Below are 14572 nucleotides of genomic sequence, written 5' to 3' on the forward strand. Positions count from 1 at the left end.
ACAACGTGGAAAGTAAGAATGCCATTGAAGTAAACCATTTATCAAAAATGTATAAGCTCTACGAAAAGCCATCAGACCGTCTGAAGGAATCCCTGGGCATAAGCCGGAAAAAACGGTATCAGGAGCGTTATGCGTTGAATAATGTTAGTTTTAATATCCATGAGGGCGAATGCGTGGGAATCATCGGAACAAACGGCTCCGGGAAATCCACCATTCTGAAGATCATCACAGGAGTTTTGAATCCCACGGAGGGGGAGGTAAAGGTAAACGGTCGTATCTCTGCTCTTCTGGAGCTGGGAGCAGGTTTTAACATGGAATATTCCGGTCTGGAAAACGTGTATCTCAACGGCACCATGATCGGCTTTACCGAGGAGGAGATCGACGCAAGGCTTGATGATATCCTTGCCTTTGCAGACATTGGGGATTATATCCACCAGCCTGTAAAAATGTATTCCAGCGGTATGTTTGTGCGCCTTGCCTTCGCTGTTGCCATCAATATTGACCCGGAAATCCTGATCGTGGACGAAGCCTTGTCCGTAGGAGATGTTTTTTTCCAGGCAAAATGCTATCATAAATTTGAGGAGTTTAAAAAGCAGGGAAAGACCATCCTGTTTGTAAGCCACGACCTGGGCAGTGTGTCCAAATACTGTGACCGGGTGATTCTGCTGAACCAGGGCGTGAAGCTGGATGAGGGAACACCCAAGGCTATGGTGGATATGTATAAGCAGCTTTTGGTGCATCAGGATCCTGTGAAGCAGGCAGAAGGAGAAACAGAGAAGCCGGAGGAAAACTGGAGAGAGGGCTTCCAGGTAAATCCCAATACCCTGGAATACGGGGAAAAACAGGCGGAGATTCGGGACTTTGTGGTTCTGGATGAAAAGAACCGCCAGACCAATACCATTGAAAAGGGAAGTACCTTCCGGATCAAAATGCGGATTCATTTTAATGAAGATATCCAGCAGCCGATCATGGCATATACCTTTAAGAATATTCAGGGAACGGAGATTACCGGAACCAACACCATGTATGAAGGGGTAAATGTGTCCCATCCTGACAAGGGAAAGGAATGCGTGGTGACATTTGAACAGAAAATGGACCTTCAGGGGGGAGAATATCTTCTGTCCTTTGGATGTACAGGCTACAAAAACGGAGAGTTCGCCGTATTTCACCGTCTTTACGATGCGTGCAACATTACTGTGGTTTCCTCGAAAAATACGGTGGGCTTTTATGACATGAATTCCAGGGTGACAGTGGAGGAATAAAAGGAGAATTCCATGCAGGAAAAAATCGGAAATGTAATTTTGGATTATGAATACTATCCCGGAGAGGATTTATACAGTGATGGTCCGGTGGAGGAGGAGCTTCTTGAGATAGCCAAAAACTATAAAGAAGAGGAACTGAATCAGGTGATCCAGGAGAAAAACAGTTGGCCTGTGCTTTACCATTTTTCTCATATCCGCCAGAATATTCTGGAGTGGCTTCCTATTTCGAAAGAGGATAAGGTGCTGGAAATCGGTTCCGGATGCGGTGCCATGACCGGCGCTCTTGCAAAAAAAGCGGGAAGCGTTACCTGTATTGACCTTTCCAAAATGCGCAGCAACATCAATGCCTGGAGAAACCGTGACTATGAAAATATAAAGATCATGGTGGGGAATTTTCAGGATATTGAGAAAAATCTGGAAGAAAAATATGATTATATCACCCTGATCGGGGTGTTTGAATATTCCGAGGGCTACATCGGGACAGGGGAGCCTTATGTGGAAATGCTGAGGCGTATCTCGCGCCATCTGTCCCCCGGCGGCAGGCTGGTGATCGCAATTGAAAACCGTCTGGGGCTGAAATACTGGGCCGGCTGTACAGAGGATCATGTGGGCAAATTTTTTGAGGGGCTGGAAGGCTACCCCGGCACAACGGGAGTCAAGACCTTTTCACGAAAGGAGCTTCAAAAGATCATTGATCAGGCTGGAGACTTTACCATCACCTTTTATTATCCCTACCCGGACTATAAATTCCCTATGACCATTTATTCGGATAAACGACTGCCCAAAAAAGGGGAGCTGAGTGATAATTTCTGTAATTTTGACAGGGCGAGGATGCAGCTTTTTGATGAGCCCAAGGTGTATGATTCCCTGGTGGACGCAGAGCTTTTCCGGGAATTTTCCAATTCCTTTCTGGTTCTGGTGCAAAAGGAGGGCGAGTGATGGACGAGATCATTTACAGCAAATATTCCAATGAGAGAAGCCGGAGCTTTGCCATCCGTACCGATATCCTGGAAGGGGCAAATGGACTTTATGTGGAGAAAAAAGCGCTCTATCCGGAGGGGCAGAACCATGTGGAGGAGATTTTCCGCTGGTATGAGGAGCTGACGGAGGCTTATAAGGAGATTGGATTTTACTGCAACCGCTGTGAAAAAACGGACGAAGGAATCCGCCTGGAATATCTGGAGGGACAGACACTGGAGGAAGCCCTGGACGATCTGCTGGAAAAAGGAAACACAGAGGCGGCAAGGGCAAAGCTTCACGACTATCTTCTTCTTGTAAAAAAGCTTTACGATAAAGAGCCTTTCCAGGCTACGGAAGCATTCGGGAACGTGTTCGGGAAGGAAAAAGTTCCGGAGGGCATGACCTGCGCCGGGCTTACCAATATTGACATGGTGTGTGAAAATGTGGTGCTGACACAGCCGCCGTCCATTCTGGACTATGAGTGGACCTTTGATTTCCCGGTACCCTGTCAGTTTGTGCTTTACCGCATCATCCATTATTACATCAATACCCACAGTGTGAGAGAAATCCTGAAAGAAGAGGACTTTTACAGGGAATTTGGAATTACGGAAGAAATGAAGGAATACTTCGGTGAGATGGAAGTGCATTTTCAGGAGTATCTCACTCAGGGGCATATTCCTATGAGAGAAATGTTCGCTTCTATGACGCCTGGAGTTGGAAATGTGGAGTTGGCAGCAGGAGAGCAGCTTCAGATATTCTTTATGACAGATGGAGGTTACCAGCCGGAAAACTCCAGATCATGGCCGATTTTAAATAACAGGATCTCCTGCACCGTGGAATTGCCGGAAGGATGTCCTATGCTGCGCATCGACCCGGGTGACCAGCCCTGCGCGGTTCATCTGGAAAAGGTACTCTTTGACGGGAAGCCCGCTTCTTTAAAAGGTGCCATTACGCCGGAAGGCGTTATTTCGGGAAAATGGGCTTATCTGGCAAAGAATGACCCGAACATCGTGAATCTTCCGGTACCGGAGGGCGCAAAGAAATTTACCATAAGTATGGAGGTTTATCCGGGAACCAGAGAGCTTGTGGCAGCAGCCTGTGAGACCGGGCGGGAAAACAGAATGCTGAAGACAAGGCTATCCAAGGTGCCGAAGATAATCTGGAGCATGAGAAACTCAAAGGTATGGGATTTGTATAAAAAATACCTCAATAAAACAGAGAGGAAATAAAGGTATGGAAGACCATGTTGTGACGTTTGACACGTGTCATTACAACATAAAGGAAAACGGAACCTGTATCCTGACAGGATGGATGTACACAAAAGAAGAAGAGCCTTTTGTTCAGGTGCGGGCCGACCATATTCCTCTGGAATGCAGGCTGAAGCGGGTCCCAAGGCCGGATGTGCTTGCAGCAAGACCGGATCTGGACTTTCCCGATGAGAATGCAGGATTTGAGATCAGAATCCCCAATATGGAGCAGGTTTTCCCGCTGGCAAAAACCTTCCGGGTTCGTATTATCTGCGGAAGAGAGAGCTTTCCCCTTGTGCAGAAGGAAATGGAACAGGTCCGGCAGGATTATTATGCAGATACCCTCAGGCTTTTCATGGAATGTGTGGAAAAGCGCAGGGACAACGTATATATTCAGGGCTGCTGCATCAATACGGCGGGAGAATTGAAGATGACTGTTCTGGACGAAATGGGACGGGAGCAGTGTGGGGTTCAGATCACTGACATCCGAAGAGCGGACCTGCCTGCGGCATTTGATGTGGAGCTGAGCCAGTGCCGGGGATTTGCCATCAAGCTACCCCGCTCCAGGATCAAGAGTAAATCCATACATCTTGTTTTGTCGAATGCGGTAACAGAAAAAATAGAAACGATCCGTATGGCTAAATTTGACCGGGAAAATACGCGGCTTGGTCGGATGATGAAAACCGTAAACCGGGAAAATAGAGAAAAAAGCAAAGCCATGCTGAAAAAAATGGGGCTGAAGGGCTTTATGGGCTATCTCATGGAGGAAACAGGTTCCTTCAGCGATACCTACAGCTATTATGAAAAGAAGCACAGGGCAACTCCGAGGGAATTAAAGCGCCAGTCAAAGGAAAGCTTTCCGGATGGACCGAAATTTTCCATTGTGGTGCCTTTGTATAACACTCCTCAGGAGTATTTAAAAAAGCTGGTAGACTCTGTGATTTCTCAGAGCTACCAGAACTGGCAGCTCTGCCTTGCAGACGGAAGCGAAGAGAATGCTTTGGAAGAGTTTATCAGAGCCAATTATGGGAAGGAAAGCAAGATAGGCTACCAATATTTGAAAAAAAATCTGGGAATCTCAGGAAATACAAACGAAGCCATCTCCATGGCGGAGGGAGATTTTGTCGCCTTTGCTGACCACGATGATATGCTGGCGCCGGATGCACTTTACCATATGGCGTGCGCGGTGCGGGATTACCCGGACACAGAGCTTATCTATTCGGACGAGGATCTGACAGACCGGGAAGGAAATGGTATTTATCCCCATTTCAAGCCGGATTTCAACCTGGATTTCCTTCGATGCATCAATTATATCTGCCATTTCACAGCAGTAAAAAGATCCCTGCTTTCCAGGGTGGGGCTTTTGAGAAGCGAGTTTGACGGAGCACAGGACTATGATCTGATTCTGCGGTGCGTTGAGCAGACCGATAAGATCCGTCACATCCCCAGGGTTTTATACCATTGGAGGAGCCATGAGGGTTCCACTGCCGGAAACCAGGATGAAAAGTCCTATGCGGTCCAGGCTGGGAAAAGAGCTTTGGAGGCACACTATCAGCGGCTTGGGATGGATGCCCGGCCAGAGTTTACAGGAATGTTCATCGTGTACCGTACCAGCTTTCAGATACAGGGGAATCCGAAGGTTTCCATCCTGATTCCCAATAAGGATCACAAAAAGGATCTGGAAAAATGTATCACTTCCATTCAGGAAAAAAGCACCTGGAGAAATTTCGAGATCGTTATCATAGAAAACAACAGCACTGAGCCGGAAACCTTTGCCTGCTACGAGGCGCTGAAAAAGAGGTATTCCAATGTGAGAACCGTGACCTGGCAGGGTGAGTTTAATTATTCTGCCATCAACAATTTTGGCGCGGCCCATGCGGACGGGGATTATTTCCTTCTGCTGAACAACGACACGGAGGTCATTGCCCCGGAATGGATGGAGAGGATGCTGGGATACTGCCAGAGAGAGGACGTTGCCATTACAGGGGCAAAGCTTTACTATCCCGACAATACGGTGCAGCACGCCGGGATCGTGGTGGGAATGGGCGGTTTCGCCGGACATATCCTGACAGGCTGCAGCCGGGATTATTCCGGTTACATGGGACGTCTGAAGGCAGCACAGGATGTGAGCGCCGTGACAGGGGCCTGCCTGATGGTGAAGCGAGAGGTGTTTGAAAGCCTAGGCGGGCTTGACGAGGGATTTGCGGTGGCATTAAACGACGTGGATTTCTGCCTGCGCGCAAGGGAGCTTGGAAAGCTAGTGGTGTTTGTGCCGGAAGCAGAGCTTTATCATTATGAATCCAAGTCCAGGGGCCTGGAGGAGACACCGGAAAAGAAGGAACGCTTCCAGGGAGAAATCCGCCGTTTTCAGGAGCGCCATGCCGGAATCCTGAAGGCCGGAGACCCCTATTATAATCCCAATCTCAGCCTGGTGCGGGGAGACTGCTCACTGCGTCTGGCTTATGAGACGGTGAAAGGAAATGAAGTATGAATCAGCAATTACTGATAGTAGAAAAGGAACGTTTTTTTCTGAATGACGACTGCAAATATATCATTTGCGGAATCATTCCGGATAAATATACGGTGGAAGCATATCTGGACGGGGAGAAACTCTCTGTGGAGATGGAGCGCAAAATTGCAAAGACAGCCGTAGAGCGCTTTAAGGACGAGGAGCTGATGGGCGGTATCCGGGTGGAGGTGACAGTCACTTTGCCCGAGGAGCTTTCCTCTTATAAGAATCTGGATGTGTATGCCGTTTTTGAGGAAAACCGTGGGAAATGGTTTCATGTAAAGGTAAAGGACCTTTTGGCACGCAGAGGAAAGCCACAGTATTTTATTGAGGAGGAGCGGGTAGTCCGGGGAGAGAAAAAGCTGATCCTCCAGGGCTGGGCCGCTGCTGTCACGCCTGTGCAGATCAAGCTGTTCGATGAGAAAAAACAGCCCCTGGATGTACAGATCCGCAGAAACAGCCGTATGGACGTGGTGGAAATGTTCCGGGAATGCCCCATTGATAAGGGCTGCGGCTTCTATGCGGAGGTGGAGCCAGTACAGGGACGGTATCTTTACCTTGTGATGCGCGACCGCGAAGGAAAAAAATCAATCCACAAGATAGGTGTGGGACCCGGAGAGGTGCTTTTCGGGAAAGCAGCGAAATACAGGAAAAAGAGCGTGGATTATTTCAAAGCTCACGGAGCAAAGGCTCTGGCTGACAAGGTATTCCACAAGCTTACCGATGTTTCACAGCGACCAGTGGAGTATTCGGAATGGCTGCCAAAGCATCTTCCCACAAAAACAGAGCTGGAGAAACAGAAAAAGACGGCCTTTTCCGGAAATCATAAATTCAGTATTGTGGTACCCTTATACAAAACAGGGGAGGAATATCTAAAGGCACTGGTGGAATCTGTCCAGGCCCAGACTTACGGAAACTGGGAACTGTGCCTGTCAGACGGAAGCGGTGCGGATTCCCCGATCCGGGAGCTTCTGGAAAGCTATGAGAAGCAGGATAAGCGGATCCGGGTGGTTTCCCATCAGGAAGCCCTCCGCATTGCGGATAATACCAATGCGGCTATCGGAATCGCCACGGGAGATTTTATTGCCTTTGCAGACCATGATGATGTGCTGACACCGAATGCCCTGTTTGAGTGTGCGAAAGCATTGGAGGAGAAGCCGGAGACAGAGATTCTTTACACAGACGAGGATAAAATGTCTGTCAACGGAAATAAGTTTTTCCAGCCCAACTTCAAGCCTGACTTTAACCTGGACCTTTTGTGTACTGTGAATTATATCTGCCATCTTTTTGTGGCAAAGAGAGAACTGCTTGATAAGGTGGGGTTTCTCCGGGCAGAATATGACGGCGCACAGGATTACGACCTGATCCTGCGCTGCGTGGAAGAGGCAAAGCATATTCACCATATTCCCAAAATCCTTTATCACTGGAGAAGCCACGAGGATTCCACGGCGGAAAACCCGGAGAGCAAGATGTACGCCTTCGATGCGGGAGAGCGGGCAATTCAGGCCCATTTTGACCGGATCGGTGTGAAGGCGGAGGTCTATAAGGGAGAGTTTTTGGGACTTTACAGGACGCGCTATATCCGGGAGTATGACCCGCTGATCTCCATAATCATTCCAAACAAAGACCATACGGATGACCTGGAGAGGTGTATCCGGTCCATTGAGGAAAAATCCACATACCGGAATTTCGAGTATGTGATCGTGGAAAACAACAGCACGGAGGAGAAAACCTTTGCTTATTATAAAGAGCTTGAGGCGAAAAACAAGAATGTGCGGGTTGTTTACTGGGACAGAGAGTTTAACTATTCGGAGATCAACAATTTCGGCGCTGCCCACGCAAAGGGCGATTATCTGCTCCTTCTGAACAATGACACAGAAGTGATCAACAACGACTGGCTGGAGGAAATGCTTGGTTACTGTATGCGTGAGGACGTGGGGATCGTGGGTGCCAGACTGTACTATGAGGATGACACCATCCAGCACGCCGGCGTTGTGCTGGGCTTCGGCGGCATTGCAGGTCACTGCTTTGTGCAGCAGCCAAGAGGAAAGACAGGTTATCAGCACCGCATCATCTGTGCGCAGGATTACAGCGCTGTTACGGCTGCCTGCATGATGGTGAAAAAAGAAGCGTTTGACAAAGTGGGAGGCTTAAGCCCTGACCTTGCGGTGGCATTCAATGACATTGATTTCTGCCTGAAGGTGCGGGATGCAGGCTACCTTGTAGTATACAACCCCTATGCAGAGCTTCACCACTATGAGTCAAAATCAAGAGGTCTGGAAAACACACCGGAGAAAAAGGAGCGCTTCAACAAAGAGGTGGCAACCCTGGAAGCACACTGGCCGGATATTTTCAGCAAGCCTGACCCCTATTACAATCCCAATCTGACCCTGAAAAGCCAGGACTTTTCCCTGAAACGGATTTAGGCAAGGAGCTCTCAAATGAAGAAGTTTTTTAAAAATGAAAAATACCTGGGACTGGCGCTGGTAGGACTTGCCTTTTTGATCATGTTTATCTGGGCAATGATCGGTTCCATGCCCACAGGACCGGACGAGGGAATGCGCTACCAGGTGGCACAGTACCTGTACAAAAATCCGGGTAAGCTTCCCAGAGGAGAGGATGAGGCGATCCGAAACAGCCGCTGGGGTATCTCCTACGGATTTTCCCCCATTTTGTCCTATATGGTATCCGCTGTGTTTATGTGGATCACCAAAATCTTTACCACGGAAAAGCTTGCCTTACTCCGCGCTGCGAGAATGGCGGATGTGCTGTTTATGACAGCAGCCTCATGGCTGGTAATACGGATCGGAAGGCGGCTCTTTCAGGATAAAGGACAGCGATGGATGTTTTGTGTGCTGGTGATTTTTCTGCCGGAGTTCCTCTTTATGGGAGCCTACGTAAATACGGATTCTCTGTCGCTTTTATCCTGTGCGATCATCCTTTTCGCCTGGGTGCGCTATCTGGATGAGGGATGGACCTGGAAAAACTGCATCCTGCTGGCAGCAGGCATGGGCATATGTTTTTTATCCTATTACAATGCCTACGGCTGGATTTTGTGGAGCGCATTTTTCTTTTGCGTGACAGTCCTCTTTTGCAGCGGAAAGCCGTGGAAGGAAAGATGGAAGTTCCTTTTTGGCAGAGGCTTTGCCATAGGCGGGATCACCTTTGCCCTGGCAGGCTGGTGGTTTATCCGCAATTATTTCCTCTATGACGGAGACATCCTGGGCCGAAAGGCCAGCGACCTGTGCGCAGAAAAGTACGCATGGCCTGATTTCAAGCCCTCCGTCCGTATGACCCCGAAAAAACTTGGCTGGTCCTACAAGGACTTCTTCCTCTATCAGGATCCCGGCTGGCAGCACAACTGGGTGATCTCGGTGCTGTACAGCTTTGTCGGAACCTTCGGAGTTTTTGACATATTCATGAATGAAAACATGAGCAGAGCCTACGTCCTGTTCCTCACAGTCGGCGTACTCGGCGTCACACTCATGCTGCGGGAATTCTACTGGAAAAATACGGAAGTCTCCGTAACACACATGCGCGCCGCCGCACCAAAGAAACCAGTAAAAATCAAGACCATCACCCACTACCGTGAATGGAACAAAACAGGCGTGTTCAACCTCGCCATGGCCGGCGCCATGGTCACCCCAGTCCTCCTGTTTATCAGCTACGCCTACAACAGCGATAACCAGGCACAAGGAAGATACATCCTTTCCGCCGTTTTCCCCCTCATGTATTTCGTCACAAAAGGCTACGGAAAACTCCTGGAAAAATTCATAAAAAAAGAAGAGCTGCGAAAATGGTTTTACCTCATCGCCGCTATCCTTTGGATAGCCGGCGCACTCATAACCTTCACAACTCTAATCATACCAAACTACCTGGGCTGAGCTTCCTCAGCCCGTTTTTTACCACTAAACATCTCTATAAAGTATCCCACTGATCCTAAAATTCCATCCGTGTGCTACTCCACTTTAATCTCACAAACTCCATCCGTGTGAAAGCGGGCCAACAGGGGGAGCGCGAGGGGGCATTCGGCCTTCGCTCTCCGAGATTGCCCCCTCGCATTATCCTCTGACTACTTTAACAATTCGCCAAATGAAAAATCCCATCAAAACCACAAATACTCCCGCGATCACAAAATAAGGGATCGCCGTATGCGATGCAGAGTAATCAAGCGCCTCTTGCATATTCTTCTCCCCCTCGATCACAGCCGTATCATCCTGCTCCTCCACAACCTCCAGAACCGCAGTTCCCACAGCCGTCCCTCCGAAGAGGTAAGTCCTCTGAATCTGATCCTCACCCTGGGTATCCTGTACCGTCAGCGCATCAGACCCCGTCCCAACCGGAACGATCACATCACCGCCCGAAATCAAACTGAAATCCTCATCCCCAAGGTAAAGCGCCTGGAACTGTCCAAACCCATAATCCAGTATGGAAGCAGCATCCGGTGTAGTCTGCCCGGAAGCACCCTTCAAAACTACACAGATCAGTGTCATCCCATTTCTCTCCGCCGCACACACAAGGGTGCTTCCGGAGGCCTCCGTGTAACCTTCCTTGCCGCCTATACAGCCCTCATAATAATTAGCTGCAGCAGGATCATTCATGGTAAATTTATTCGTCAGGTTCCTGGCACCGCCGGACTTGTTCGTAGCCGGGATCGTATACGAGGTAGCCGCAGCGATAGGACGGAAAGCCTGATTCTCAATAGCCGTCTTCATGATCAAAGCCATGTCATGCGCCGTGGTGTGCTGATTAGGATCCGGAAGCCCGGTAGGATTGGTAAACACCGTGTTTGTGCAGCCAAGCTCCTGAGCCCGTGCATTCATCATCTGGACAAAAGCTTCCACTGAGCCTCCAATATGCTCTGCCACCTGCAGGGCAATATCATTGGCAGAGGCTACCATAATAGCATAAAGGCACTGCTCTATAGTAAAAACCTCGTCAACCTGGGAGGAGATATTTGCTCCACCATCCGTTACCCCGGATACCCCGGTAGCGGTCATAGTTACCTGATCCGTCAGGCTGCTGTTTTCCAAAGCCAGAAGGCAGGTCATGATCTTTACCGTACTTCCGGGGAAAAGAGCTTCGTCCATATTTTTGGCATATAAAATAGTATTGGTGGTATCATCCATGACAACGGCTGCCTCAGAGGTGATGTCCGCTGCCTGGGGCCATCCGGGGATGGCATTGGTAGAAATAGTGCTGGCCGCAGCCTGTGTATCAGCGGCAGCTTCTTCGGCAAGGACAGGTGTCTGGAAGATCAGCGAAGCAGAAATTCCAAGGGCAAGCAGCCCTGCAGTTAATCGTTTTTTTCTCATAGTAAATATATGCTCCTGTTTTGTCAGTGTATTGCAAAAAATAATCGTTTATAGTATATCACATTTATCTTGATATCTTGTAAAATAAATAGATTCTTATATTGAATATTTTCTACCATCATATCCCATTTTCCGCGGCAATTCAACTCCTTCTTTTATGCTGACGCTATCCTTGCAAAAAGGAGGTGATGATGATAAAATGTTACTATTCACTCGTGATATTCCGCGAGGTGTTTTATGTGAGCAAAGGTCACATAAAACCCGAGAATTGCAGGCGCGAAATCGCATTTACGCGATTTCTGTGCATCCCGCGGAGCGTGTTGCTGTGAACGGAGTGAACAGTAACGATAAAATAGTTCCATATTATCTACAGAGGTCACAATTATATGAGTAAAGAAAACAACCCAGGCGGCAAGATCCAGTGGACCCGGCTTTTTAAAAAGCTGTCTCCCTATACGATATTAAAAGGACTGCGATACCTGAAGCATTACGGACCAAAGGAGTTCTGGATCCGCCTCCATGAGAGATTTGAGCCTGAAGAGGTACCCTACGGACCCTGGTATGAGGCATATATTCCTGATGAGGAAACCCTGGAAAAGCAGCGAAAGAAAAAATTTAAAGATGCCCCTCTGATCAGCGTGGCAGTTCCGGCATACAGGACACCGAAGGTATTTCTATGCCAGATGATCGATTCCCTCAAGGCGCAGACCTACGGAAACTGGGAGCTTTGTATTGCAAACGGCAGCCCTGATGACCGTGAAATGGGACAGGTTCTTGCAAAATACGCGTCAGAGGATAGCCGTATCCGGGTTATGGATCTGAAGGAAAACCTGGGAATTGCCGAAAATACCAACCAGGCCATCGCCATGGCACGCGGGGAGTTTATCGGTTTGATGGATCATGACGATCTGCTGGCACCGAATGCTCTGTATGAAGTGGTAGCTGCTATAAACCGTGAGCCTCTGGCAGACGCTGTCTACACGGACGAGGATAAAGTGACAACTGACTTAGACGAGCACTTCCAGCCTCATTTAAAACCGGACTTTAACCTGGATCTTCTGCGTTCTAATAATTATATCTGCCACTTCTTTGTGGTGCGCCGCTCCATTGTGGAAAAAATCGGCGGCTTCCGCAGGGAATTTGACGGTGCGCAGGACTATGATTTTATTTTCCGCTGTGTGGAAGCTTCGAAAAAGGTTGTCCATGTGCCGGAAATCCTTTACCACTGGCGAACCCATAAGGCATCAACCGCAGACAATCCCGCAAGCAAAATGTACGCTTTTGACGCGGGCAAGCGAGCGATTGAGGCCCATCTGCAGCGTACCGGGACAAATGGTACGGTAAGCCATACGCCGGACCTGGGCTTTTACCGGGTGCAGTATCCGGTGCAGGGAAAACCGCTGGTATCCATTATTATTCCCAATAAGGATGAAAAAGAAACGTTGAAAGCCTGCCTGGATTCCATCCGGAAAAGCACGGATTACAAAAATTACGAGATCATCATCGTGGAAAACAACAGCACCGAGGATGAGACCTTTGCCTATTATAGAGAGCTTTCCAAAGAGCCGGACATCCGTCTGCTGCGCTGGAAAAAGGAATTTAATTATTCCGCGATCAACAATTTCGGCGCAAAACATGCAAAAGGGGAATATCTTTTGTTTTTAAACAATGATGTTACCATCATCACTCCGGAATGGATGAGTGAAATGCTGGGCATGTGCGGACGTCCCGAGGTGGGCGCTGTCGGAGTGAAGCTGATCTATCCTGATAATACCATCCAGCATGCAGGGTGTGTGGTAGGAATAGGCGGAATCGCCGGGCATATGTTTGTGGATATGCCTGCTGAGCGCACCGGATATCTTCACAAAGCATCCATTCTGCAGGATATGAGCGCTGTGACAGCAGCCTGCATGATGGTGAAAAAAAGTGTGTTTGAGCAGGTGGGGGGCTTTACGGAGAAACTAGCCGTGGCCTTTAACGATGTGGATCTGTGCTTAAAGATCAACCGCGCCGGCTATCTGGTAGTCTATGATCCCTATGCAAAGCTTTATCATATGGAGTCCAAGACAAGGGGTGCTGAGGACAATAAGGCTAAGGTACGCCGGTTCCAGACTGAAATTGAGTACATGAGATGTAATTGGCTGGACATTCTGAAGAATGGTGACCCCTATTACAATAAGAACCTATCCCTTACAAAATGGAATTATTCCCTGAAGCCTCTTCCGGGAATGGGAAAGAAACAATAAGGAGATAATATGCAGGAAGTATCAGTCATCATTCCCAATTACAACGGAATGGCATATCTTGACGGGGTCCTTGCCAGCCTGGAGAATCAGACTGTCAGGAATTATGAGGTGATCGTGGTAGACAACGGTTCCTCTGACGGCAGTACCCCGTTTATCGCAGGAAGCTATCCATGGGTACACATTATTGAGCTGCCGGAAAATTTCGGTTTCAGCAGGGCTGTAAATGAGGGGATCTATGCGGCAGCAGCGCCCTACGTTCTGCTTTTGAACAACGATACTGAGGTAGAACCGGATTTCCTTGAGGAAATGCTTGCAGCCATAAAACGCCATGAAAAAGCATTTTCTTGCTCTGCCAGAATGATCCAGTTCCATGACAGGGACAGGCTTGACGATGCAGGAAATTATTACAATGCTTTAGGCTGGGCTTTTGCCCGGGGAAAAGGAAAGGACATCCACGCCTTTGAGAAGGAGGAAAAGATTTTTGCCTCCTGTGCAGGAGCCGCCATTTACAGGAAAAAGATTTTTAAAGAAATCGGTTATTTCGATGAGGAGCACTTTGCCTATCTGGAAGACACAGACGTGGGCTTTCGGGCGCGCATCCAGGGTTATGAGAACTGGTATGCCCCAAAAGCAAAGGTGTATCACGTGGGAAGCGGCACAAGCGGCTCCCGTTACAACCAGTTTAAAACAAGATATTCATCCAGAAATAACGTTTATCTGATCTATAAAAACATGCCCTTTTTGCAGATACTTTTAAATCTACCGTTTTTAACGGTGGGATTTGGGATCAAAATATTGTTTTTCCTTTTGAAAGGAATGGGAAGAGAGTACCTGGCAGGAATCAAAAATGGACTGCAGATCAGCAAAAAGGAGAGAAAAGTACCATTTTCCATGAAAAATCTTCCCAATTATGCGAAGATTCAGATAGAGCTTTGGGTGAATATCGTCCGCAGATTTCTGCAATGATTTTACAAAAAAATGCGGTTTCATAAAATTTTTATAGATTGCCAGGGAAGATTTTGTTGCAATTATG

General features: G+C 48.3%; 9 protein-coding genes. 8 read left to right on the plus strand and 1 reads right to left on the minus strand.

Going from position 1 to position 14572, the window contains the following annotated elements; translation table 11 throughout:
* Positions 1-5 precede the first annotated feature (5 nt).
* Genes ACESZH_RS08665 through ACESZH_RS08690 form a run of 6 tightly spaced genes read left to right on the plus strand, consistent with a single transcriptional unit; the run spans position 6 to position 9862 of the window.
* Positions 6-1262, plus strand: a complete 1257-nt coding sequence (locus ACESZH_RS08665; protein ID WP_373214316.1) for an ABC transporter ATP-binding protein — start codon at positions 6-8, stop codon at positions 1260-1262.
* A 12-nt stretch (positions 1263-1274) separates the two neighbouring features.
* Positions 1275-2201 carry a cyclopropane-fatty-acyl-phospholipid synthase family protein gene (locus ACESZH_RS08670; protein WP_373214314.1) on the plus strand — a complete coding sequence of 309 codons (927 nt, stop codon included), beginning with the start codon at positions 1275-1277 and terminating at the stop codon, positions 2199-2201.
* On the plus strand, positions 2201-3451 hold the full coding sequence (locus ACESZH_RS08675) for a hypothetical protein (protein WP_373214313.1): 1251 nt from the start codon (positions 2201-2203) through the stop codon (positions 3449-3451). The genes ACESZH_RS08670 and ACESZH_RS08675 overlap by 1 nt, the downstream gene beginning before the upstream one ends.
* A 4-nt stretch (positions 3452-3455) precedes the next feature.
* Positions 3456-5960: a glycosyltransferase gene (locus ACESZH_RS08680; protein WP_373214312.1), complete on the plus strand. Its 2505-nt coding sequence runs from the start codon at positions 3456-3458 to the stop codon at positions 5958-5960.
* On the plus strand, positions 5957-8404 hold the full coding sequence (locus tag ACESZH_RS08685; protein WP_373214310.1) for a glycosyltransferase: 2448 nt from the start codon (positions 5957-5959) through the stop codon (positions 8402-8404). Before ACESZH_RS08680 ends, ACESZH_RS08685 begins: the two co-directional genes overlap by 4 nt.
* A gap of 15 nt (positions 8405-8419) precedes the next feature.
* Entirely contained in the window at positions 8420-9862 is a 1443-nt protein-coding gene (locus ACESZH_RS08690; protein WP_373214309.1) for an ArnT family glycosyltransferase, read from the plus strand.
* A 177-nt stretch (positions 9863-10039) separates the two neighbouring features.
* Here ACESZH_RS08690 and ACESZH_RS08695 read toward each other — a convergent pair whose 3' ends face one another.
* A complete protein-coding gene (locus ACESZH_RS08695; RefSeq protein ID WP_373214307.1) occupies positions 10040-11293 on the minus strand; it encodes a D-alanyl-D-alanine carboxypeptidase family protein in 1254 nt (417 codons plus the stop codon).
* A gap of 386 nt (positions 11294-11679) precedes the next feature.
* Here ACESZH_RS08695 and ACESZH_RS08700 point away from each other — a divergent pair, with 386 nt between their 5' ends.
* Both ACESZH_RS08700 and ACESZH_RS08705 read left to right on the plus strand, forming a co-directional pair.
* The gene (locus ACESZH_RS08700; RefSeq protein ID WP_373214305.1) at positions 11680-13539 is read left to right on the plus strand and encodes a glycosyltransferase; all 1860 of its coding nucleotides are present in this window, start codon (positions 11680-11682) and stop codon (positions 13537-13539) included.
* A 9-nt stretch (positions 13540-13548) separates the two neighbouring features.
* Positions 13549-14505, plus strand: coding sequence for a glycosyltransferase family 2 protein (locus tag ACESZH_RS08705; protein WP_373214303.1), 957 nt, complete (start codon positions 13549-13551; stop codon positions 14503-14505).
* The last annotated feature ends 67 nt before the right edge of the window (positions 14506-14572 follow it).

This window comes from Ruminococcus sp. 5_1_39BFAA, assembly GCF_964240875.1.
Lineage (GTDB): Bacteria > Bacillota > Clostridia > Lachnospirales > Lachnospiraceae > Blautia_A.